This window comes from Streptomyces zaomyceticus (assembly GCF_014656215.1).
Classification (GTDB): Bacteria; Actinomycetota; Actinomycetes; order Streptomycetales; family Streptomycetaceae; genus Streptomyces; species Streptomyces zaomyceticus.
This window is the reverse complement of record NZ_BNBZ01000024.1, coordinates 69,827-92,041: the sequence shown is the minus strand read 5'-3', so window position 1 is coordinate 92,041 and position 22,215 is coordinate 69,827. Positions and strand designations below refer to the sequence as shown.

The following is a 22,215-nucleotide window of genomic DNA, read 5'->3' as shown; positions in this document are numbered from 1 at the left end:
ACGGGAGCGCCGTCGGGAGTCCCGGGCCCCACGGGGGAAGCAAGGCCCGGGACGTTCTGGGGCCGCCCGGCAGCCGAGGGCTCCGGTGCGGCGGTGGAGGGTGCGGTGGTCGGGTGCGTACCGCTCGGGGGCGCAGGGGCAGGACCCGCCGCCCGCTGGACGGCTGACGTGCCGGGTGCCGTCGTCCCGGTGGGCCGTACGGCACCGGCGGGAGCCAGTTGTCGCGGCGGCTGTACGGGCCGGGCCGACACCAGCGGCGAGCGCCGAACGGGCGTGGGCCGTACAGGTCCGGGCGGCATGGCGGCGACGGACGGCGTTGCCGCATGCGGCACGCCCCCGGCGGTCGCGCCGCCGGTCTTCGGCGGCGCGGACGTCCGTGCGGTCCGGTCGGGACCACCGGCGGGCGCGGCAGCGCGCTGAATCGCCGGAGACCCGGACCCGGACGCCGGCCGGGAAACCGGTCCCGATGCGGGCGCGGATCGAGAAACGGACGGGACGGAGGGGACCGGTGGGACGGACCGGGCGGACCGGGACGAGGAACCGGGCGTGCCCGAGGTCGCGTTCACGGGCGGCGCGCTGTCACCTCGTACCGGAGCGGCAGCAGCCGCACCCCGAGGGGGACTGCCGGCCTCGGCCCGGCCGGGACGAGCGGTGTGCCCGCTCCGAGCGTCCGGTGCCGAGGCCACCCGCTGGACGGCCGACTGCGTGGCGCCACGACGACCACCCGCACGTGTGGGCACCGCCGCGCCACCGCCCGCAGGGGAGGCGGTCGAGGAAGCCACAGCCGCGCCCCCACCCGCCTCGGTTCCCGGCCCCGGACCAGGCACCGTCCCCGATGCCGCCACCGGCAGCCGCAGCCCCGGAAGCTCCGTCGGACGGGAGTGGGCCGCCGACTTCTGCACGGGTGCGGGAACGGCCCGCACCGCGTCGAGCATGACGCCCCCCGGGGCGTCCGGGACCGCGCCGTGGCCCAGGTCGCTCTGGAAGGAAGGGTTCCAGTGGGTCGCGAGGGACGACGAGAAACCGTACTCCGCGACCGTGCGCGGTCCGCCGTCCAGCACCCGCTGCACGGGCGGCAGCGCACGCCACGCGTCCCCGGACGCCGTCGCGGGAGCGACCGGCGCCGTGCTCTCCTCGGGCCCGGCGGAATCCCCGCCGCGCGAGGACCGCGCCACCCGCCACTTCTCGAACATCCCCACGGTCTCCTCCAACCTCCCTTCCCTGTCCTGCCGTTACGCCTGCGACCGCTCCACCAGCGAGGCCACCTGGGCCACGTACCCGCGCCGGTCCGCGTGTTCCAGATCGAGGATGTCGTCCATGCCCCAGTGGAAATGGAAGGCGAGGTACGCGGTCTCCTCCTCGATCCGGTCGGCCGGGTACGTCACGATTCCCCCAGGCGGCTCCCGGCCAGCTCGACCTCGAAGGACTCCTCGCAGTGCGGGCAGGCGACGGCGGCCCTGGTGTGCCCCTCCGCGTTGATCTGCCGGTAGAAGTCCTGGAGGAACGCCAGGTCGGAGGCGAACATGTTCTCCACCGTCCCGTCGTGGACCGACGGGAGCGTGCCCAGCCGGGTGATCACCCGGCCGAGCAGCACCACGGACAGGTAGGCCGGGTTCTCACGGACCCGGATGTCCCGCAGCGGGAGCAGTTCGTCCCTGGCCGTGGCCAGCCGCATCGCCCCGTTGCGGTGCACGGTGCCCGCCTCGTCGACGAACCCGCGCGGCAGCTCGAACTCGAACTCCGTGCGGAGCGGCTCCTGTCGGCGGCCCTGCTGCGCTCCCGCCGATCCCTCGCGTCGCATCAGCCGAGCGTCAGCTCTTCGAAGGTGATGGTGACCTGCTCGGTCAACGCCGCGGCGTCGCCGGCCTTGGTGGCGCTCAGTTCCACCTTGGTGCACCAGGCGTTGCGGAGGTTGTACCGCTTGACCTCGGTGAGCTGGTAGTCCAGGAAGATGATGGACGCGTCCTTGCGGGCCGAGCCCATGTCTCCGGCGATGGAGGACGAGATCCACTCGGTGAAGGCGGCGGACTGGGTCGCGCCGCGGGTCACCGTGCACTCACCGGCCTTCTTCACCCCGGGGAGCTTCTTGATGATCGGCTTGCCGTCCGCCGAGACCTGCTGGAACTCGATGACGTCCTGCTCCATCGAGAGGCCGCTGATCTCCTGCAGGGTCTCGACCATGACGCCGTCGATCTGCAGGCCGAAATTATGGGTAGTGAGGGCGTCACCGGTGTCGAGGGACATGGGGGTTCACTCCTGTTCGAGGGGTGGATCCGCGCGCGGCAGGCGCACGGACCGAGGTCGGAAGGCCGGGGGAGGGCAGGCCGGCGGTGGAGCAGCCGGGGCGGAGAGAGCGGGGAGGACTACTCCTCCAGCTCGCCCCCACCGCCCTGGATCTGGGCGAGGCGGAAGACCACGAACTCGGCGGGCTTCACCGGGGCGATGCCGATCTCGCAGACCACGCGGCCGAGGTCGACGGACTCCGGCGGATTGGTCTCGGCGTCGCACTTCACGTAGAAGGCGTCCTCGGCGCGCTGGCCGAACAGGGCCCCCTGGCGCCACTCGTTGACGAGGAAGGCCGAGATGTTCCGGCGGATACGGGCCCACAGCGACTGGTCGTTGGGCTCGAAGACGACCCACTGCGTACCGACGAGGATCGACTCCTCGAGGTAGTTGAAGTAGCGGCGGACGTTCAGGTAGCGCCACGCCGGGTCGGACGCCAGGGTCCGCGCGCCCCACACCCGGATGCCGCGGCCGGGGAAGGCGCGGATGCAGTTCACACCGATGGGGTTGAGCAGGTCCTGCTCGCCACGGGTGATCTGGAGCTCCAGGTCGACGGCGCCGCGCACGATCTCGTTGGCGGGGGCCTTGTGGACACCGCGCTCGGCGTCGTTGCGCGCCCAGACGCCGGCCATGTGGCCGGACGGCGGCACCACCCGGGTCTGGCCGCTCGCCGGGTCGAAGGACTTGATCCACGGGTAGTAGAGGGCCGCGTACGGGGAGTCGTAACCGGCGAACTCCTGACGCCACTTGCGGATGTCGCGGGCGTTCAGCGACGGCGGCGGGTCGAGGATCGCCATCCGGTCGCCCATCAGCTCGCAGTGCGCGATGAGACCGAGCTGGACGGCCTTGACCTGCTCCAGGTCGATGAGCCCCTGCTGGTAGGCGGCCATCAGGTCGGGCACGGCGACCATGTTGATCTCGTCGTACGCCTCGAGCCCGCCGAAACCGGTCCGGTCGGCGGAGTCGCCGATGAACTGCTTCGACTCCAGTGCCGCGCCGGCCTCGGCCTGCGTCGTCACCTGCGCCGGAATCTGTACGGGCGGGGCGAGCGTCACGGACTGCGCGTCCGGCTTGGCGAGCTGCGCACCCGCGGTCGCCTCTTCGAGGACGATGGTCTTGGAACGCTGCTTGACCTGCGCGACGACGTAGTTGCGGGCGCTCTTCTTGGCGGAGGCGTCGAAGCTCTCGACGACCTTCTCGCCGTCCTTGACGACCAGCTTGAACCGCTCGGTCTCGCCCTCGACGTCCTGCACCTCGACGGTCAGCGCCCCGCCGGCCTCGGATCCGGCGGCGATCGCGGCGACCTTGAAGGTGCCGAGCGCGACCGCCTCGCCGGAGACGAGCTGCGGCGCGGCGGAGGCGACGGAGCCGACGGCCCGGGTCGCGCCCTGCGCGTCCCCGCCACCGACGCGCACGACGTACGCGGCGGTGCCGCCGTTGTTGAAGAACCCGTACACGGAGTGGGCGAGGTAGTACCCGTCCGCGAAGTCACCGAACGACGCGACGTACTGCGACCAGTTCGTGACGAGCACCGGCTCGTTGAGCGGCCCGACGGGCGCGAGCCCGACGAACGCGGCGACAGAGGTCCCGAGGCCCTCGATGGGACGGGAGCCGCTGGCGACTTCCTCGACGTAGACGCCGGGGGACAGGTACGTGGGCATGGTGCGTGGTCTCCTCGGAGGGCGTGGTTCTGCGGAATGCGGTGGTCGTGCGGTGTCGCGGCGCGGGGCGGGCGGTGGCGGGAACGTGGTCCGCGGACCACCACTCCCGCCGCCCGCCGCACCGCTGCCGTACCGGCGCCGCGAACGCCGCGTTCCCCCGGGGGATGTCCTGTCGATCGGGCAGGGCTCGCCAGGACACCTCCGAGGTCCGCCGCAGCGCGGCCTGCCCTCGGCTGTGGGCAGCGGTCGAACACCACCGACTCTCGTCGAGCCCCGCCGCCCCGACCAGGGAGGAAGGGGCGCTCGCGAGGGCAGTGCCGATTGCCCTCGCGGACACCGCACCCGTGTACCGGGCGCACCGGGGGCGCGGGGCGGCCGGGGATGCCTGGACAGGACGTCGCGGGGGCACCCGGCGCTGCCCCCGGGCAGGGACTTTCGGGCAGCCGGAAGCCACCCCCGCGCCCTTAACGTTCGCCCATGACCATGTGGACCTCTCTGGACCCGGCCGAGGTGACCGTCGAGCCCGGAGCACGGGCCGGCGCCCGACTGCGGGTGCGGAACACCGGCGACACCGTCGAGGAATACCGCCTCTCCCTCGTCGGCAAACCCTCGGGCTGGTCCCGGATCGAGCCGGACGTGCTCCGTCTCTACCCGGGCAGCGAGGGAACCGCCGAGATATCTTTCGCCCCGCCCCGCTCCTCGGACGTGGAGGCCGGACCCCTCCCGTACGGCATCCGTGTCGACCCCCGGGAGAACTCCGGCGCCCGCGACGTGGTGGAGGGCCGGCTGACCGTCACTCCCTTCACCGAGACCCGTGCCGAACTGCTCCCGCCCGCGCTCCTCGGCCGCTTCCGCGGACGCGCCCGGATCGCCGTGGACAACCTCGGCAACACCCCGCTGACCGCTTCGCTCGTGGCGCGCGACGAGGCGAACCGGCTCACCCTCGACGTACGGCCGAACGCCGTGCAGATCGCCCCGGGCCGCGCCGCGTTCGGCGAGCTCGTGGTGCGGCCCCAGACCGTGCGGTGGACCGGTGCCGAGGAGCAGCACCGGTTCACCGTGGCCGTACGGCGGGCCGGCGACGACACCGCGCTCGACCTCGACGCCACCTTCGACCAGCGCCCCGTCTTCGGGAACTGGCTCGTCGTGGTGGGCGGACTCCTGCTGACCGCCGTGATCGCCTTCATCGTGCTCTGGTTCAACTTCTCGCCGAAGATCGTGAGCGCGGCGAAGGAGATCAAGGCGACCAACGTGCCCAGGCCGGCGCCGCAGGGGACCGGCGACGAGCTTCCCGACGCGCCGCCTCCGCCCGGTTCGACCGGAGGGCCCACGCCCGGCGGGAAGCCGCCCGGCAGCGACCTCCCGCCCCTCACGCAGGACCTCCCGCCGCCCCCCGGCGACGACGGCTCAGGAGCCGGCGGCGGTGGACCCACCGAGGGCGGCTCGTCCGGCGGCGGCGGTGGTGGCAACGGCGGTGGCGGCGGCGGACCGACCCAGGGCGGATCGAATCCCGGTGGCGGCGGCAACCAGCCGACCACGGCCCCGCCCGCCGCCCCGGTGACCGTGCCGCCCTGGCGCACCGGTTACCCGAAGGACCTGGTGGTCGAGTTCGCCCAGGAACGCCTCGCGGCGTTGGGGGCCTCCAACCGCTGCACGCTGAAGCCGGGCTGGACCAAGGGCGTGATCGACGCGCCGACCCGCTCCTCCCTCGTCTGCTACCAGCGCGCGGTCGTCAAGGACGGCGAGGAGAACAACAAGAACTCCGCCGCGATCTTCCTGACGGACAACGAGGGCGAGCTCGGCCGGGCGACCCTCGTCTCGCTCTGGGCCCAGCGCATCACACCCGACACGGTGAAGCCCGGATCCAGCACGCACCAGAACACCCAGCTGATGGCGGCGTTCTGGTGGGCGTACAACCGCCAGTCCAGCCCGAGGGACCTCCAGAACGCGCGCAACTACGCACGGGCCGGCATCGACTACCTCCGCACGGACAAGCAGACGCTCACCAAGTACAGCGACACGACCGCGCGGTACATCAGCGCCTACCAGTCGGCCGTGGGCCTGCCCGCCAGCGGCAAGGTCGACTGGGCGACCCTCCAGAAGATGGTCGGCGGCAGCGTCATGTGAGCCGGGGCCGTCTCTTCCGGATCTTGCCTGGTCCGAAGGAGACGACCTGGGCCGAGGGACCCGGCAGCGCAGGAGAGGGGGCCACCCGCACCGGGTGGCCCCCTCTCCCGTCCTCGCGCCGCCGCTACGGAGCCCAGGGCACGCCTGCGTCCAGGACCAGCCGCCCGGCCTTCTGGTACTCCCGCCGCGCCCCGGCCCGTACATCCGCCCCGGTCACCGCCGAGCCACGGGCCGCGGCCAGGTACCCGGCCGTCACCGCGGCCGAACGGATCGCGCCGCCCGCGAGTTCGAACTCCTCCGCACAGCGCGTGATCTCCTCGTCCACGCACTCCGCCTTCGGGGTACCGGTGAGGCAGGAGTGCCAGAGCGAGACCCGCTGCTCCGGGTCCGGGAACGGGAAGTCCACGACCAGATCGAGCCGGCGCGTGAACGCGTCGTCGATATTGGCCCGCAGATTGGTGGTGAGCACCGCGATCCCGTCGAACGCCTCAAGACGCTGGAGCAGATAGGCGCTCTCCAGATTGGCGTACCGATCGTGCGAACTCTTCACCTCGGAACGTTTGCCGAAGACCGCGTCGGCCTCGTCGAAGAGCAGCACACAGTCCGTGCGGTCCACCTCGACGAAGATCCGCTCCAGGTTCTTCTCGGTCTCTCCGACGTACTTGTCGACCACCGCCGAGAGGTCCACCACATACAGGTCCAGGCCCAGTTCGCCCGCGACGACCTCGGCTCCGAGCGTCTTGCCGGTGCCCGACTCGCCGGCGAACAGCGCGACGACACCCCGACCGCGCCCGCCGCCGGTCCGCAGCCTCCACTCGCCGAGCACCCGGTCCCGGTGACGGGCCCGGCCGGTCAACTCGTGCAGCAGCCCCAGGGGTTCCTCGGGCAGGACGATGTCGGCGAAGCCGACGGCCGGCCGGATCCGCCGCGCACGGCTGTCGAGCAGCGGGGCGGAGACCAGCCGAGCGCTGCGCTGCACCTGCGCCCGGGTCACCGCAGTGCCCTCGAACTCGGCGAGCGCCCGCGCCGTACGGGCCGCCCGGCGGACCTGGTCACCACTGAGACGGTACGGCGCGGTGGCCTCGTCCAGATCGAAGTCGCCGTCCAGCGAGCCGAGTTCGCGCTGCCACAGATCGCCGGTGCCGGCCCGGTCCGTCGGCGCGTCAAGGGCCAGGAGCTCCGCGTCCGGTGCCCAGCCGGGGTCCGGCGCGTCGGTTCCGGCGAGTACCACCGTCGTACCCGAGCCGGCGAGTACGCGCACCAGGGGACCGGGCTGCGGCGGAAGCGGCTCGACGACGACGGCGGCGCCGCGCAGCCGGGCCTCGCGCAGCAGCACCCGTGCCACCACCGTGTCGACGGAATCCGGCCGGTAGCGCAGCACCGGCCGCCCCGCGCCGAGCAGCGCGGCCACCACCGCGTCGGTCGCGGCCCCGGGGACGCGCTCCCGCAGGTGGACGGTGACGGATCCGGCGGCGGCGACCCGAGCGCCCAGCGCGGTGGGCGCCCCGGCCCCGTCCGTGCCGACGGCGGGCAGCAGCTCCACACCGGCACCCGACAGCCGGGCGTCCAGCCGGCTGTCGTCGCCCAGCAGATGCGCCACGACCCGCTCCGGCACCCGCAGCGCCCTGCCGGGCAGCGGCCGGTCCTCCTCCTCGATCTCCAGCAGCCCCCCTGACCGCAGCGGCGCCCCCGCATGGAAGCGGTCGCGGGCGGCGGCGTCGAACGGGTCGACGGCCGCGAGGTCGAGGGTGAGCGCCATCGTGGCGCGGCGCCGGCCGACGTCGTCGTTGAGGTACCCGTACAGCCCCTCGAAGCCCCGGTCCACATCGGGCGCGAGCGCCGCGAGGAGGATGTGCGCGTCGAGCGCGGACAGCCCGAAGGCCGCCGCCAGGGAGCCGAGCCGGTCCCCCCGGCCGAGGTCCGGCAGTTCGAGGCCTGCGCCGTACTCCACCTCGTGGACCGGCCCCGCGGCGATCCGGCGGACGGTCTCCCCGGTGAGGAAGAGCCCGCGCATCGGATCACCGGCCGTCGGATCGCAGGCGCTGCGGAGTTCCACGAGCGCGGCGACCCGCGCACGGAGGGAGACGATCAGCTCGATCACACCGTGAGGATCGCTCATGCCCTGTCCCCGCCCTTCGCGCCGGAGGCCGTCACGGTGGTCTCCTCGACCACCGGGCGCCGCATCTTCCGGGGCCTCGATCCGGCGGGCACCCCGTCGGCCCCGCGCACCACGATCTCCCCCTCGATGACCGGCGGCGCCACCTCGTACACCGGGGTGACCGGGAACGGAGTGGTGATCACGACGTCCAGCGAGGGCTTGAGCTCACCGCCGAGCGCCGACCAGATGTCCGCGAGCGACCGCGACTCGGCCGGCGGTACCGCGACGGAGAGCGGTAGGGACGTCGTGATCGGACGCACCGACTCCGGCACGGCGGCGCCGGAGAGCATCTCGTGGGGCAGCAGCAGCGCCATCGCGCCCGAGAGCAGCCGGTGCTCGTCCTCCGGGCGAGACGTCCAGGCCGTCACCAGGTACGAGAGCCGGAACCAGCGCGGCGGCTGGCGCCGGCGCGTCACGATCCCCTGGGCGTCCCGCTCGGCGTACGCGCCGCGTTCCCGGCGGGCCACGTCCTCCCGGATGTCGTACAGATAGGCGTTGAGGGTCGGGGCGTTGCGGCGGGCCGCCCAGTCACGCGTCGGCGCCTCGAAGGCGACGTCGCCGGTGACGGCGGGCGCGAGCAGCCCCCGCAGTGCCTCGTCGATCTCATGGATCATCAGATGTAGCCTTCGCGGAGCGCGTACGCGACGGCATGCGCCCGGTTCGTGAGCTGCAGACGCGTCATCAGCGCGTGCAGGATGTTCTTGACGGTCCGTTCGGAGTAGGCGAGCTTCTCGCTGATCTGCCGGGTGTCGAGGCCCTCGGCGAGGAGGCGCAGGACGTCCACCTCGCGCGGCGCCATCCCGAAGAGCGGCGCCGCCCCGCCGGTCGCCGCTCCCGCCGTCGTCGCCCGCTGCAACCGGCCCACCTGGTTCAGCAGACGGCTGACGAGATCCGGCGGCAGCTCGCCCTCGCCGCGCGCGGCGCTGTGCACGGCGCTCAACAGCCGCTGCTCGGTGGCCTGGTGCCGCCAGATGATGGCCCGCACCCCGTACTCGACCACCGCCAGCAGATCGGGCTCGCGCAGCTCGCGTGCCACGAGCACGACCCGCTGGTCCCGCCCGCGCAGCAGGCGCCGCAGTTCCGCCGTGGTGGGTTCGTCGATCCGCTCCGCGAGCATCACGGCCACCGCCGGGCCGTCACGGCTCCCGTCGTCCTGGTCGGGGACGACGTCGACCGTCGGCTGGTGCCGCAAGTGGCTGATGAGCCCGGCCCGACTGAGTGGATCGGATGCGTGGACGGTCACCGTCACCCGCTTGGTGAGCACTTCCGCTACCTGCTCTTTCTCACTCGCCTCGACCGTCCCGACGAGGCCGGCCGGACGGTCGTACCGTCGTCCCCCGGCCGCTGGTCGACACGCATGGTGAGGTCCCCGTGGTCTGCTGAACTGCTGGTCCGTGGCCGGCTCGCCGGCCACGGTGGTCCCTCCCAGGTTGCCGCGCGCCGCTCACGTCCCACTGCCGTCGTGCTAACGCTTCGCTGTCGCGCTCCCGAACCCGGTGTTCGGACCCTGAACAGCCAATCCCTGTGTGGCACGGCTCACTTGTGGTCGCCCGCGACCCGCTCCACATCCGTCATCAGCGATTCCAGCCACTCGGCGGCCGCGTAGTACGGCCGGGGCGCACCCGGTGGCTCTGCGGAGAAGTCGGCGAAGGAGCGGGCGCCGAGGGCCACCGGCCTGCCGGGCGTGTCACCGCTGGGGTCCAGACGGGCGGAGAGCAGCAGCATGCCCGCGGCCACCCGGTCGCCGCTCCGCGTGACCGCCTCGGCCGGTTCCCGGTCGAGGGGAGGGGCGACGGCCGGCTCCGGCGGCACGAGCAGCCGGTCCGCACCCCACAGGGTGTGGTGGCCGGACATCAGAGCGGCCTGCCAGTCCCGCGCGTCCTCCGGGGCGGCCGGCTCCTTCGGCTCGCTCCGGTACTGCGCGTACGCCGACTCCGCCATGATCAGAGCGTGCTGCAACGACCGGTGGCCCGGCGCGGTGGCCACCGGTGCCCGCGCCCCGCCCGCGGCGAGCTGCGCGGTCGTCGCCACCACGGTCTCCGCGGCGCTCCGCAGCATCGTCGCCACCGCACGCCGCAGCTCGTCGTGGGCACCCCGGGGCCAGGCGAGCAGCCCGAACACGGCACCGACCGCGCTGCCCGCGACCACGTCGAGGAGCCGGAACTCGGCCAGCTGCCAGGTCGCGGGCGCCAGCTGGGCGAAGACCAGGGCGACGACCATGGTGAACATCGCCTGCGCCCACCCGACCCCCTTCACCGGTCCCAGCGTGAAGGCGACCAGCATCAGCGGCGGCAACGCGGCGGCGTACACCGCCGTGTCCGTCCCGACCAGCGCCAGCAGGGTGGCCACGACGAGCGCTCCCACAAGGGTCCCGGTGAGCGCCGCCCGCACCGTGCTCCTGGTCTGCCGTGCCGTCGTACGGGTCAGGGTGAGCGTGGCGAGCAGCATCCAGAAGCCGTGCGGCAGCGTGTCGAGGCCGGCGATCGTCCGCGCCGCCGCGAGGGCCAGCGCGATTCGCACCGCGTTCTGGAAGAACACCGACCGCTGCCCCGCGTGCCCCGAGAGCCGCCGCCACCACAGTTGGGGGGCCCGCATCCGGGCGTACCAGAACCGCCCGGGCGCCGCCGCCGACGCTGCTCTGCCCCGTACGGCGATCTCCGCCGCCGCGGACATCGCGAGCGCGGCGTCGGCCACCTCGAGGACCGCCGCCTGGCGGCGCAGCGCCGCGGGTGCGGCATCCGGCCCGGGCCCCTTCGCCAAGGCCTGACGGGCCTCCCGGAGCCGCGAGCGGGCGGCCACGGCGTTCTCCCGGCCGCGCAGTCGGGCCGCGGTCTCCAGGGACGCGTCGCGCACCGCGAGCAGCACCTCCGGCCCGGCCCGGCCCGCCGAGGGGTCGCCGGAGAGCGGCGGCAGCGACGTCAGCCGTCCCAGCAGGGTGCGGGCGGCCAGACCGGTGTGGGCCAGGCCTCTGGCCCGGACGCTCGGCCCAGCGGGCCGTTCCGCCTCCGGCACCCGGGAGGACCGCAGCCCTCCGCTGAACTCCCGGGCGGCCCGCAGCGCCGTGTCGCCGAGCGTGTACGGGGCGGAGCCCAGCGCGTCGGCGCACCGCCCCGCGCTGTCCGCGGCCCGGGCGGCCAGCTCCCGGTACGGGACGGTCCGCGCGCGATCGGGCAGGACGAAGGCCTCGGCGAGGATCAGCAGGGCCAGGCCGGCCGTCGCTCCGACCAGCCGTTCGCCGAGCGACTCGGGGACGTAGGGCGGGAAGGACGGCAGGATGTACATCAGTTGCAGCCCGGGCGCGGCGCCGGCCGGCCGCGGCCCGCCCACGGCCATGAAGGCCAGGGTGAACCCGACGACCAGCATGCCGAGGACAGCGCTCCACGTCCGTACGGACAGATAGGTGCCGATCGTGATGAGCACCCAGCAGGCGGGCACCACGGGCACCAGCGTCGCGGCACGCTGCCGGCCGGTGCCGGGGATGTGCGACAGACCCGCCATCGCGACCGCGGCGAAGAGCGCGTACGTGGCGGCGACGGGCGAGTCGAAGCCGTAGAGGAAGAGATAGAAGCCGGCGGCAGCGGCCAGCGTGACCCGCACCGACCGTCGTACGGCCGCGGCGTAGACGGGCGGGAGCGGCTTCACAGCCGCCCCCGGGGAGCGCCACCCATACCCCCAGCATCCCCCGGGTCGGTCCACCCGGCACGCGCGCCGGACCCGGGTGGGTCCGGCGGCCCGCAGGGTTCAGCCCCCGGCCAGCAGCGACGCGCCCAGCGGCGTCAGGCTGTGGAGGACCGACGAGCCGGTCCGTACGGTGGCGACCAGACCCGCGCCCCGCAGGACCCCCGCGTGCTGACTGGCCGCCGCGAGCGAGACGGCGGCACGCTCGGCCAGCGCCGTCGTCGTCGCCGGGGAACGCAGCAGGCCGAGCACCTGCGCCCGGGTGCGGCCGAGCAGCGCGGCCAGCGCCTCCGGCCGGTCGGAGGACCCGTCCGCCCGGCCCACACCGTCGTCGTACATCGGATAGACGAGCACGGTCGCCGCCTCGGGGCGGTACATCACCATCGGACCCGTCGCGAACCACGAGGGGACGAGAAGCAGCCCGCGACCGCACAACGGGACGTCGTACGTCGACCCCGAGGGCAGGTGCAGCGTCGGCGGCTCCCAGCGCCAGGTCGTGCCCAGCGTGGTCAGGAGGGCGTCGACGCCACCGCGCAGCAGCATCTCCGCCCGCAGCGCCCGATCGGTCAGGGCGTCGCGGCGGATCCGCGGCCAGAGCGGCTCGACCGACTCGCGGAAGTACCGGCGTGTGTCCTCGACCAGCGCGGTGGAGGCGGACGGGACGCCCCGCGCGAGGTCGTGCGCCCACCGGCCGGGGCGTCCGGGACCGCCGTTCCGGCCGGGAGCCCCGGCCAACCCCAGATCGAGCGCGAGCCGTTCCGCGGGCGTCGAGGCGACCGCCTCCAGGGCCTCGTCGAAGTCGCGCGCCGAGGGCTGCAGCAGGAAGTCCGGAACGAATCCGTCCTCGGTCACCAGCTCGGCGAGAACACCGGCCCCGGCGACCGCCCGGCCCCGAAGCGACCGGTGCCACTCCAGGGCGGCGGGCCGCACCCACTGCGTCCGCAGACCGCCACTGCCACCGCTGACACGGCTGTGCCCACGTCCCGGCCGCGGGTCGGGAAGTGGGCCGGGTCGCGCTTCCGAAGACCGTGCGTCCGCATGTCGCGGGCCCGCAGGACGCGCGCCCGAATCCCGCGAGGCCGCAGGACGCGAGGCCGCTGGACGTGCGCCCGAATCCCGCGAGCCCGCCGCGCGCAGGCCGAGGCGGAGACTCAGCGCGGTCTCCGAGAGCGCGTCGGCCACCGGAGCGAGCGTGACCCTCCGCAGATCGGCGGCCGTGAAGTGGAGACGGATCATGTCGACCGATTATCGGCCCGGCGGACCTTTTCACCCAGGGATGAAAGGCGATGCGTTCGACAGCCGGACGGAGCACGCTCCCGGTGTCCACCTCACCGCTCCCTCCGGAGGCCACACCGATGCGCCGCGTCCCCGCCCGTACCGCCTGCCTCGCCGCCGCGGTCCTGCTCACCGCCCTCGCCGGCGCGCCCGGCCCCGCCGTCGCCCGGGACCTGCCCGGCACCTATGTCGTCTCCCGGGCACCCGGGGTGCTCCCCGAGGGCATCGCCGTCACCCCGGACGGCACCCTGTACGTGTCGTCCGACGGCACGGGCGCCCTCTACCGGGGCCACATCGACCACCCGGAACTCAGACCCTTCCCGGCGCGCGGCCTGGAGCGGCGACCGAGCAGCCTGGGCGTCCACACCGACCGTCGCGGCCGGATCTTCTCGGTGGGCGGTGCGAGCCTGACCGTCCACGACCGGCACGGCCGGCTGCTCGCCACCCGCACGGCCGGCGGGGGACCGCTCGGCGGATCCGATCTCAACGACCTCGTCGTGACGAGGAACGCGGTGTACGTGACGGACTGGGCCAACCCCGTCGTGTACCGGGCGGAGATCCGCGGCGGAACCCTCGGCCCCCTCGAACCCTGGCTCGACATCCGCGCCGCCTTCCCGCAGTTCCCGCCCCAGTACTGGCTGTTGAACGGAATCGTCGCGAACGAGGCGGGCACCACCCTGCTGGTCGCGTCCAACGGCACCGAAGCGGTCTGGCGGATCGACACCGCCGACAAGGAGGTCACCCGGCTCGATCTCGGCGAGGAGTCCTTCGGACCCGACGGCATGGTCCTGCGCGGCCGGACCCTCTACGCCGTCCTCAACCACGGCGCCCCGCACGGCGTCTACATCGCCCGCCTGGACGCGGAGCTGCTTACGGGCACGGTGACCCACCGCCTCACGGGGGAACCCTTCGACCTGCCGACCACGCTCGCCCGCCACGGCTGCCGGCTCTACGTGGTCAACAGCCAGCTGGACGAGCCGCCGGGCCGGCCCCCGTACACCGTGAGCGCCGTCGACGACCCGACCTGCCGCACCCCCTGACTCCTTCCGGTGGGCCGCCGTCCCTCCGGACGACGGCCCACCGGGGCCGCCTACTGCGCGGCCGGTACGGAGTCCTCGAAGGCCGTGCCCGCCGAGCGGTACGCCCCGACCTTGGCGGCGACCTGCGCGGGGGTCAGGACCTGGTCCTTGACGTGCAGGACGTAGTCGACCTTCTGGTCGTAGGAGCGCGGGGTCGTCGACGTCTGCCCGGCGAGGTCGATCAGCCACTGGTTGAAGTTGATCGACATCGGGCGCTCGGGGAGGTAGCGGGCGTCGTGCCGGCCGAACTCCTGGCCGTCGACGTAGTAGACGATCGTGCTGTCGTCGATGGTCAGCACGAGGTCGTGCCAGCCGGCGTAGCTCGTCCGGGACTCGGAGTGCTGGTTGACGGCCTCCCAGGGGTCGGGCCGGTAGGTCTCCCACGAGGTGGTGTAGAGGATGTTCGCGGGCTCGCCCCAGCCGCCGTTGGGGAGGTACTCGAAGTCGTACTCGGCATAGTCGTCGGCCATCGGCGCCTTGAGGTCGTTGATGGTGAAGAAGGTCTGCACGACACGGTCGCCGTCCGGGCCCGACACCGGGGCGTCGGAGAAGCGCACGCGCGCCGCGTAGGTGCCGTTCTTGAACTTGGAGGCCCGCGTGAGGATCTCGGTGTGCCGGGTGGACTCGCCCGTTCCGGCCGTCGAGCTCCGCAGGTTCATGATCGAGTTCGTCCCCTCCTTGGCGAAGGTGACGTTCTCGGGGGCCCAGGTGGCTCCCGGCACCCCGGGGCCGCCGGAGTTGGAGCGCACGCTCCAGCCGTGGGCGTTGATCGCCGGGTCCGTGTGGCCGGTGTAGTCGAAGTCGTCGAAGAGCGCGGCCCCGGTGGGCGGCGGAGTGGTCGGGCCGGTCGGCGTGGGGGTCGGCTCGTTGCCCGCGGGGGCGGTGCCCCAGACCGGAACGCCGCCCACGGTCGCCGTGACCTTCGACCAGTTGGCGTACGTCGTCTGGGCCGGCCCGAAGGAGTAGTCGTCGTTCTGGTTCAGCGGCTGCCAGTTGGAGCGGTGGAAGCGGAGCTGCATGTCGCCGGTGTCGGCGCCCGGCGCGAGCGAGCCCGCACCTGCGGTGAATCCGATCTCGAGGTACCGGTCGGCGGTCGCGGTGGGATTCGCCAGGCTGCCGAAGGTGCCGGTGAGGTTCGCGCAGCCCTTCACCGCCCATGAGCAGGCATAGGTGTACGAGGCCCCCGCGTCGGCCTTGAAGTAGTAGCGCACCTTGACCTGGCTCAGCGGGACGCTGGACGCGCCGGTGTTGACGACCTTCAGCCAGGGCTCGACCTGGTCGCTTCCGGTGGCGCTCTGCCGGTACTGGACGGTGACGGCCTCACCGGCGGCCGCCGCCGGAAGGGCGGTGAGGGCGGTGGCACCGAGCCCGGTCACCGCGGCGACGGCGAGCGTGGCACGGATCCGCAGGTTCCTGTTCCTGGTGGGGTGGTTCATGGTTGTTCCTCTCTTCGGGTGGAGTGGTTCCGGCTGTACGGGCGGGGTCAGGGAGTGGGCGTGAGGAGGGGCTCCGGAGCGGAGGCCGGACGGCGCGGCACCCCCAGGACGTCCAGCCGCGTCCTGTGGTGGTGAAGGCGCTCCTGGAAGCCCGACCAGTCGTGGCGGCCGGTCCAGACGACCTCGGCGAGGGCGCAGAGCCGCGGGAAGGTGAGGTACTCGGCGTGCGCGGTGGTGGGCACGTACTCGGTCCAGAGCTGGACCTGGGAGCCGAGGACCCGGGCGGCCTCCTCGGGGCTCCAGTCCGCCGGAGCCGGATCGTTGCCGTGGACGGTGCGCAGGTCGACGATCTCGCCGGCCTGGCCCGGCGGCTCCGTGGGGCTGGCGGACTGGGGGTAGTCGAGGTAGGTGGTGCGGTGCGGCGCCATGATGACGGGGTGTCCGCGGCGGACCGCGGTGCGACCGTGGTCGGCGTCGCGCCAGGGCATGACGGTGAAGTACGGCGGGAGGTCGGCGCCGTTCTCGGTCCAGCTCAGCGGCTTGCGACCGGCGGCGAGGAGGTGGCGTCCGATCCGCTCCATGAACCAGCCGTGGAGGGCCGCGGGCCCCGGCAGGCCCTCCTCGGCGGCCCGCCGGCGCGCGGCGGGGGAGTCGTGCCACTCGGTGGTGGGGCACTCCTCGCCGCCGATGTGGATGTACGGGGACGGGAAGACCTCCATCACCTCGTCCAGGACGGTCCGGCAGAACTCGAGGGCCCCGTCGTGGACGCCGAGGATCGTGTCGCACACCCCCCACCGGTCCCAGACGTCATAGCTGCGGCCGGGATGGTTGCCCAGCTCGGGGTAGGCGGCGAGGGCGGCACGGACATGGCCGGGCATCTCGATCTCGGGCACGACCGTGACGCCCCGCTCCGCCGCGTACGCCACCAGCCCGGTGAGTTCGTCCCGGGTGTAGGCGCCGCCGTGCGGCACACCGCCGACCTCGGTGAGCCGGGGGAGCTCGGCGACCGGCATCCGCCAGCCCTGGTCGTCGGTGAGGTGGAGGTGGAGGACGTTGAGCTTGTGGAGGGCGAGGAGATCGACGTACCGGCGCAGGTAGGAGACCGGCTGGAAGCGGCGGGCGACGTCGAGCATGGAGCCGCGCCAGGGGAATCGGGGGGTGTCGGTGATCTGGACACAGGGGACGGACCACGCGACGCCGGAGACGGGTTCGGCGGCGAGGGCCTCGACGGGCAGGAGCTGACGGAGGGTCTGGATGCCGGCGAGCAGTCCCTGGGGGCGGGCGGCCCGCAGCAGGACCCCTTCGGAGCCGACGGTGAGGCCGTATCCCTCCTCTCCCAGGCCGGTGAGGGCGTGGTCGAGGGCGAGGACGACGGAGCCGTCGGGGCGCGCGGGCAGCGGCAGACCGGTGGCGGGCCCGAGCAGGGTGCGCAGCAGCCGGGCGGCGCCCTCGGCGCCGGGCGAGACCTTGAGCGCGGTCGAGGCGCCGAAGGTGAACCTGCCGGGCAGGAGCTGGAGATGGGTGGGTTCGGGTACGAGGCGGGGGTGGGGCATCGTGGTGCGTTATCCCTTCACGGCTCCGCCGGTCATTCCGGCGGCGACCCGGCCCTGCAGGACCAGGAAGAGGACGAGGACGGGCAGGGCGAAGAGGGTGGAGGCGGCCATGGTGGCGCCCCAGTCGGTGCCGAAGACATTGGAGAAGGAGGAGAGCCAGACGGGCAGTGTGCGGTCGTCCTGGTTCTTGATGATCAGCATGTTGGCGAAGGCGAACTCGTTCCAGGCGGTGATGAACCCGAAGAGCGAGGTCGCGAGCAGCCCGGGGGCGAGGAGGGGGAGCGTCACCCGGCGGAAGGCGGCGGCGCGGGTGCAGCCGTCGACCTGGGCCGCCTCCTCCAGCTCGGCCGGGACCGCCGCCAGGAAGGAGCGGAGGGTGACGATGGTGAAGGGCAGTGTGATCATGAAGTAGACGAGGCTGAGGGTCGCGAGCCGGTCGAGCAGGTCCGCGTCCCGGGCGATCACGTACATCGGGATCAACAGCGCCTCCCAGGGCGCCATCTGGGCGAGGAAGACCATCAGGATGAAGGCCCGCCGGCCGCGCCAGCGCATCCGGGCGACGGCGAACGCGGCCGCGAGCGCCACCACGAGGGCGAGCAGGACGCACCCGGCGGTCACCAGCAGGCTGTTGCGCCAGAAGATCCAGAAGCCGTCGGCGGACACGGCGTTCCTGAAGTGCTCCAGGGTGACGGACCCGGGCAGGAAGCGCGGGGTCTCCGACTGGATGTCCCGGGTCGGCCGGAAGGCCGTGAGGACCATCCAGTACACCGGGAAGACGGCCAGCACGAAGACGAGCGCCGCCGCGGTGTTCAGGGGGAGTCGGCGCAGGGTGCGCGGTGTCACCGGTCGGCCTCCTGTCGGAGCATCTGGCGGAAGTAGGCGATGAGGACGGCCACGAGGAGGAGGACGGTGAGGGTGGAGACGGCCGCGCCGAGGTCGTAGCGGTGCAGCGACTGGGCCACCCGGTAGGCGTAGACGGGCAGCGTGGTCGTCGCCTCGCCGGGTCCGCCCTTGGTCACCGCCCAGATCTGGGCGAAGCAGCGGAAGACCCAGATGACCTCGAGGCAGAGGACGAGCCCGAAGATCGGCCGCAGCAGGGGCAGCGTGACCGAGCGGAAGATCCGCAGGCTTCCGGCGCCGTCGAGCCGGGCCGACTCGTACAGCTCGGCGGGGACGGTCAGCAGCGCGGAGTGCAGGGTGATGGCGGCGAAGGGCACCGACTGCCAGACCACCAGCAGCACCAGGACCGTGAACGCGGCGGGGCCGTCGGCCAGCCAGGAGTACCCCTCGAAGGACTCGAACCCGAGCTCGACCAGCACCCAGTTGACCACCCCCAGCCGGGAGGCGAAGAGCCACTGGAAGACGGTCGTGGTGGCGATCACCGGGCTGGCCCACGCGAGGACGAGACCGGTCGTCACCATGATCCGCATCCGGCGCCCGAGCCGCTGCATCATCAGGGCGACCAGCGTGCCGATCACCATGATGAGCACGACGTTGACCAGGGTCCACCAGAAGGTGCGGCGGACGACCTCCCAGAACTCGGGGTCGGCCAGCACGGTCCGGTAGTTCCGGAACCCCACGAAACCGGCCTCGCCGCGGATGAGTTCGCCCATGCCGTACTCCTGGAAGGAGATCAGCAGGTTGCGGACGAGGGGATATCCGAGGAGGAGCACACCGCCGAGGACGGTGGGGGCGACCAGGAGGTACGGCCAGAGGGCGGACCGTCTCGGACTGCCCGGGCGACCGGTCCCCTTCGGCGGGCCCGCGGGCCCACTCGGCCGCCCCGTGGCTCCGGTCGCCCCTTTCACGAGCTTGTCGGGCCGGCGCACGGTTCCGTACGGCCGTCTCGCGATCCCGCTCTGCCGGCTCACGAGCCGAGCGTCTTGGTGATGCTCTGCGACGCGCTCGCGGCCGCCCGTGCGGGATCGGTCCCGGTGAGCACCGCCGTCATGTACTGCTTGATCGGGTTGGTGGCCTCGACGGCGGCCCACTGCGGGGAGTTCGGCGTCGCCCGGCCCTGCGCCGCGCCGGCGGCCATGGCGGCCGTGCCCTCGTCGTCCTGGATGACCCGGGCGAGGGAGGTGCGGTTGGGGACGTAGCTCATCGTTCTCGCCATGTCCGTCTGCCATGTGTCGCCGGCCAGCGCCTTGACGACCTCGTACGCGGCCTCGGGGTGGGTCGAGGCCTCCGGCACGATGAAGTCGGAGCCGCCGGTGAAGACGGCACCCGGCTTGTCCGCCGTCCTGCCGGGCACCGGGAAGAAGCCGAGCTTGCCCTTGAGCGCCGGGTTGATCTCCTCGACGATCCTCGCGCCGCCGGGTACGGCGATGATCTGCGCGATGTCTCCCTTGGCGAAGGCCTCGGCCTGCGGGGGCTTGGCCTCGTCGGCGTCCTTCGGCCCCTTGCCGAGGGCCTGGAGCCGGCGGTAGAAGTCCATGCCGGCGAGGGCCTGCGGGGTGTCGAGGGCTCCCTTCCAGCCCGCGCCGTCCTTGACGGCGAGGTCGCCGCCCGCCTCCCAGACGAACCCGGAGAGGGTGAACCAATTCTGCCCGGGGAGGTAGATGCCCTGTGTCGCGCCCCGGTTGAGCTTCGCGGTGACGGCGAGCCATTCGGCCTGTGTCTTCGGGGGAGCGGTGACGCCGGCGCGGGCGAAGAGGTCCTTGTGGTAGATCACGACGCGGTTGGCCGCGTACCAGGGGATGCCGTACTGCTTGCCGTCGACCTTCCCGGGCTCCGCGAGTCCGGGAAGCCAGTCGGCGCCGTTCAGCTCGGCCGTCCTGTCGCTGAGGTCCCGCACGCCGCCGCTCGCCGCGTACTGCGCGACCTGGGTGTTGCCGACCTCGATGACGTCCGGGGCGTCCTTGCTGGCGAGGGCGGCCGTGACCTTCTCGCCGATGCCGTCCCACTCCTGGATCTGGATGTCGAGGTCGATGTCCTTGTGCTCCGCCTCGAAGCCGGTGCGGAAGCGGGCGAGGAAGGCGTCGGTGACGCTGTCCTTCATGATCCAGACGGTGACCTTCTGCGGCCCGCCGGTGGTTGCCGGGTCGCCCGCTCCGCCGCATGCCGTGGCGGTGAGGGCGACGGTCGCCGCGAGGGCGACGGGGCCGGCGAGGGAACGAGTTTTCACGGGCACCTCAAGGAGTGGTTGACCAATTGGTCAAGTGGTCAGGTGTGTGACCAGAAGGTGGCACGGACGGCTGTGGCCGTCAATCCCTTGAAAAACATGGGCTGTTCACCCAGTGACAGGACGTGTGATCCGGCTAGTATCGGATTTACCAGTTGACCAGTCAGGGAGAGCCGCATGAAGGGCGAGGCATGAAGGACAGCTCCTCCAGCGGAGTGCTGAAGCGCGAGCGGGTACGGGAACATCTGCTGGGCCTGATCGAAGCCGGCGGCCCCGGCGACCCGATCCCGTCCGAGCGCACCCTCTGCGCCACCCTCGGCGTCTCCCGCCCCACCCTGCGTGCCGCCGTCGACGAACTCGTCGCCACCGGCGCCCTGGTCAGGGAGCACGGCCGGGGCATGTTCGTCGCGCCCGCCAAGATCACCCAGCGCCTCGCCCCGGACGACGCGGCCTTCACCGTCCCCCGCGCCTCCGGCACCTGGTCCAGCACTGTTTTGGAGTCCGCCACCATCCGGGCCGGAGCCCGGATCGGCCGCAGGCTCCGCCTCTCGCCCGCCGCCGAACTCCTCTACGTCGCCCGTCTCCGCCTCGTCGACGGCTCACCCATGGCCATCGAGCACCTGCACATCCCGGCGGACCTGGTGGGCGCCGCGCTCACCCCCGAGGAACTCGAAGCCGGAGACCTCTACGACCACCTGCGGGAGCACCACCGGGTCCACGTCCAGGAGGCCACCCAGTCGATCGAGCCCACCGTCGTCAGCGAGGACGAGGCAGCCCTCCTGGACGTCCCCGTCCTCTCGCCCGCCCTGCTGATCGAACGCCTCACCCTCGACACCGGGGGCCGCCCCGTCGAGTACGTCCACTCGGTCTACCGCGGCGACCGCTACCGCATCGTCTCCCGCCTGGACTTCACCCGCGACGGCCTCGTGACCTCCTCCACCGAGGGGGATGCATACTGACCCGCAGCGGACGGCGCGGCGGAAAGGTCACGGAATGGAGCTCAAGCGGGAGCGGGTACGGGAGCACCTGCTGGGCGTGATCGACGGCCGGCGCCCCGGCGACGCCATCCCGTCCGAGCGCACCCTCTGCGCCACCCTCGGCGTCTCCCGCCCCACCCTGCGTGCCGCCGTCGACGAACTCGTCGCCACGGGCCTGCTGGTCAGGGAGCACGGCCGGGGCATGTTCGTCGCACCCGACAAGATCACCCAGGAACTGGTCGCCGAACACCGGGCGGCGGACGCCCCCCGGAGCCGGGGCGACTGGACGAGCACGGTGCTTCGGCTCCGCACCGTACGGGCGGGTGCGCGGATCGGCCGCAGACTCGCGATCTCCCCGGCGGCGGAGCTGGTGCACGTGACCCGCCTCCGGCACGTCGACGGCGCCCCGATCGCCCTGGAGCACCTCCACGTCCCGGCCGACCTCGTCCCCGGGCTCACCGCCGCCGACATGGAAGGCGGCTTCTACGCCCATCTGCGGGAGCGGCGCGGCATCCGGACGGCGCACGCGGTCCAGTCGATCGAGCCGACCGTCCTGAGCGAGGAGGAGGCGGCCCTCCTCGAGGTGCCGGTCCTGTCACCCGCCCTGCTCTTCGACCGGACCACCTCGGACACGAACGGCAGGCCGGTCGAGTACGTCCGCTCCCTCTACCGGGGCGACCGCTACCGCATCGTCTCCCGCCTCGCCCTCGGCGACGACACGACCGGCGACCCGGCGGCCGACGCGGCCGCGGACGCGGCGAGGGGCGGGACGTGGTGGGGGACGGTGGAGTGAGCGCCGTGGGTCGGTCTCGTCCCGGGTGGCCGACCGGCGGCTCTCATCCGGCTCGCGAACCAGGTGATCGC

18 protein-coding genes are annotated in these 22,215 nt (G+C 73.0%); 4 read left to right on the top strand and 14 right to left on the bottom strand.

Annotation, left to right across the window (positions count from 1 at the left end):
- Positions 1–1,232 precede the first annotated feature (1,232 nt).
- The 4 genes from IE311_RS26865 to IE311_RS26850 all read right to left on the bottom strand — a co-directional run bounded on the left by IE311_RS26865 (position 1,233) and on the right by IE311_RS26850 (position 3,944).
- Entirely contained in the window at positions 1,233–1,385 is a 153-nt protein-coding gene (locus IE311_RS26865) for a DUF6760 family protein (RefSeq protein WP_189834402.1), read from the bottom strand.
- Complete coding sequence (locus IE311_RS26860; protein WP_189834401.1) at positions 1,382–1,801, bottom strand: hypothetical protein; 420 nt, start codon at positions 1,799–1,801, stop codon at positions 1,382–1,384. The genes IE311_RS26865 and IE311_RS26860 overlap by 4 nt, the downstream gene beginning before the upstream one ends.
- Complete coding sequence (locus IE311_RS26855) at positions 1,801–2,244, bottom strand: phage tail protein (protein WP_189834400.1); 444 nt, start codon at positions 2,242–2,244, stop codon at positions 1,801–1,803. Before IE311_RS26855 ends, IE311_RS26860 begins: the two co-directional genes overlap by 1 nt.
- 119 nt (positions 2,245–2,363) lie before the next feature.
- Positions 2,364–3,944, bottom strand: a complete 1,581-nt coding sequence (locus IE311_RS26850) for a phage tail sheath subtilisin-like domain-containing protein (RefSeq protein ID WP_189834399.1) — start codon at positions 3,942–3,944, stop codon at positions 2,364–2,366.
- A 477-nt stretch (positions 3,945–4,421) separates the two neighbouring features.
- Between IE311_RS26850 and IE311_RS26845 the strand changes: the two genes are divergently transcribed.
- The gene (locus IE311_RS26845) at positions 4,422–6,071 is read left to right on the top strand and encodes a COG1470 family protein (RefSeq protein ID WP_189834398.1); all 1,650 of its coding nucleotides are present in this window, start codon (positions 4,422–4,424) and stop codon (positions 6,069–6,071) included.
- Between the two features lie 124 nt (positions 6,072–6,195).
- On the opposite strand, the gene IE311_RS26840 is transcribed toward IE311_RS26845, so the two are convergent.
- The 5 genes from IE311_RS26840 to IE311_RS26820 all read right to left on the bottom strand — a co-directional run bounded on the left by IE311_RS26840 (position 6,196) and on the right by IE311_RS26820 (position 12,837).
- Complete coding sequence (locus IE311_RS26840) at positions 6,196–8,190, bottom strand: ATP-binding protein (RefSeq protein ID WP_189834397.1); 1,995 nt, start codon at positions 8,188–8,190, stop codon at positions 6,196–6,198.
- Positions 8,187–8,843, bottom strand: a complete 657-nt coding sequence (locus tag IE311_RS26835; protein ID WP_189834396.1) for a DUF4255 domain-containing protein — start codon at positions 8,841–8,843, stop codon at positions 8,187–8,189. The genes IE311_RS26840 and IE311_RS26835 overlap by 4 nt, the downstream gene beginning before the upstream one ends.
- Positions 8,843–9,493 carry a helix-turn-helix transcriptional regulator gene (locus tag IE311_RS26830; protein WP_189834395.1) on the bottom strand — a complete coding sequence of 217 codons (651 nt, stop codon included), beginning with the start codon at positions 9,491–9,493 and terminating at the stop codon, positions 8,843–8,845. The genes IE311_RS26835 and IE311_RS26830 overlap by 1 nt, the downstream gene beginning before the upstream one ends.
- A 272-nt stretch (positions 9,494–9,765) precedes the next feature.
- Positions 9,766–11,871: an FUSC family protein gene (locus IE311_RS26825; RefSeq protein WP_189834394.1), complete on the bottom strand. Its 2,106-nt coding sequence runs from the start codon at positions 11,869–11,871 to the stop codon at positions 9,766–9,768.
- Positions 11,872–11,970: 99 nt separating this feature from the next.
- Positions 11,971–12,837 carry an ArsR/SmtB family transcription factor gene (locus tag IE311_RS26820; protein ID WP_229902188.1) on the bottom strand — a complete coding sequence of 289 codons (867 nt, stop codon included), beginning with the start codon at positions 12,835–12,837 and terminating at the stop codon, positions 11,971–11,973.
- Between the two features lie 356 nt (positions 12,838–13,193).
- Here IE311_RS26820 and IE311_RS26815 point away from each other — a divergent pair, with 356 nt between their 5' ends.
- Positions 13,194–14,222: an SMP-30/gluconolactonase/LRE family protein gene (locus IE311_RS26815; RefSeq protein ID WP_229902187.1), complete on the top strand. Its 1,029-nt coding sequence runs from the start codon at positions 13,194–13,196 to the stop codon at positions 14,220–14,222.
- Positions 14,223–14,272: 50 nt separating this feature from the next.
- Here the strand turns inward: IE311_RS26815 and IE311_RS26810 are convergent, their stop codons facing one another.
- The 5 genes from IE311_RS26810 to IE311_RS26790 all read right to left on the bottom strand — a co-directional run bounded on the left by IE311_RS26810 (position 14,273) and on the right by IE311_RS26790 (position 20,377).
- Complete coding sequence (locus IE311_RS26810; protein ID WP_189834393.1) at positions 14,273–15,697, bottom strand: cellulose binding domain-containing protein; 1,425 nt, start codon at positions 15,695–15,697, stop codon at positions 14,273–14,275.
- A gap of 47 nt (positions 15,698–15,744) precedes the next feature.
- On the bottom strand, positions 15,745–17,250 hold the full coding sequence (locus tag IE311_RS26805; protein ID WP_189834392.1) for a beta-N-acetylhexosaminidase: 1,506 nt from the start codon (positions 17,248–17,250) through the stop codon (positions 15,745–15,747).
- A gap of 9 nt (positions 17,251–17,259) precedes the next feature.
- Positions 17,260–18,093: a carbohydrate ABC transporter permease gene (locus IE311_RS26800; RefSeq protein ID WP_189834391.1), complete on the bottom strand. Its 834-nt coding sequence runs from the start codon at positions 18,091–18,093 to the stop codon at positions 17,260–17,262.
- Positions 18,090–18,950 carry a carbohydrate ABC transporter permease gene (locus IE311_RS26795; RefSeq protein WP_189834421.1) on the bottom strand — a complete coding sequence of 287 codons (861 nt, stop codon included), beginning with the start codon at positions 18,948–18,950 and terminating at the stop codon, positions 18,090–18,092. The genes IE311_RS26800 and IE311_RS26795 overlap by 4 nt, the downstream gene beginning before the upstream one ends.
- A 167-nt stretch (positions 18,951–19,117) precedes the next feature.
- Complete coding sequence (locus IE311_RS26790) at positions 19,118–20,377, bottom strand: extracellular solute-binding protein (protein WP_189834390.1); 1,260 nt, start codon at positions 20,375–20,377, stop codon at positions 19,118–19,120.
- Positions 20,378–20,565: 188 nt separating this feature from the next.
- Between IE311_RS26790 and IE311_RS26785 the strand changes: the two genes are divergently transcribed.
- Both IE311_RS26785 and IE311_RS26780 read left to right on the top strand, forming a co-directional pair.
- The gene (locus IE311_RS26785; RefSeq protein ID WP_189834389.1) at positions 20,566–21,333 is read left to right on the top strand and encodes a GntR family transcriptional regulator; all 768 of its coding nucleotides are present in this window, start codon (positions 20,566–20,568) and stop codon (positions 21,331–21,333) included.
- A gap of 34 nt (positions 21,334–21,367) precedes the next feature.
- Positions 21,368–22,144, top strand: coding sequence for a GntR family transcriptional regulator (locus IE311_RS26780; RefSeq protein ID WP_189834388.1), 777 nt, complete (start codon positions 21,368–21,370; stop codon positions 22,142–22,144).
- Positions 22,145–22,215 lie beyond the last annotated feature (71 nt).

Excerpts from the sequence above, each read along its gene's own strand:
- IE311_RS26810 (WP_189834393.1), bottom strand. The coding sequence starts at position 15,697 with ATGAACCACCCCACCAGGAACAGGAACCTGCGGATCCGTGCCACGCTC.
- IE311_RS26805 (WP_189834392.1), bottom strand. The coding sequence starts at position 17,250 with ATGCCCCACCCCCGCCTCGTACCCGAACCCACCCATCTCCAGCTCCTG.
- IE311_RS26855 (WP_189834400.1), bottom strand. The coding sequence starts at position 2,244 with ATGTCCCTCGACACCGGTGACGCCCTCACTACCCATAATTTCGGCCTG.
- IE311_RS26785 (WP_189834389.1), top strand. The coding sequence starts at position 20,566 with ATGAAGGACAGCTCCTCCAGCGGAGTGCTGAAGCGCGAGCGGGTACGG.
- IE311_RS26815 (WP_229902187.1), top strand. The coding sequence starts at position 13,194 with ATGCGTTCGACAGCCGGACGGAGCACGCTCCCGGTGTCCACCTCACCG.
- IE311_RS26845 (WP_189834398.1), top strand. The coding sequence starts at position 4,422 with ATGACCATGTGGACCTCTCTGGACCCGGCCGAGGTGACCGTCGAGCCC.
- IE311_RS26835 (WP_189834396.1), bottom strand. The coding sequence starts at position 8,843 with ATGATCCATGAGATCGACGAGGCACTGCGGGGGCTGCTCGCGCCCGCC.
- IE311_RS26860 (WP_189834401.1), bottom strand. The coding sequence starts at position 1,801 with ATGCGACGCGAGGGATCGGCGGGAGCGCAGCAGGGCCGCCGACAGGAG.
- IE311_RS26840 (WP_189834397.1), bottom strand. The coding sequence starts at position 8,190 with ATGAGCGATCCTCACGGTGTGATCGAGCTGATCGTCTCCCTCCGTGCG.
- IE311_RS26850 (WP_189834399.1), bottom strand. The coding sequence starts at position 3,944 with ATGCCCACGTACCTGTCCCCCGGCGTCTACGTCGAGGAAGTCGCCAGC.
- IE311_RS26780 (WP_189834388.1), top strand. The coding sequence starts at position 21,368 with ATGGAGCTCAAGCGGGAGCGGGTACGGGAGCACCTGCTGGGCGTGATC.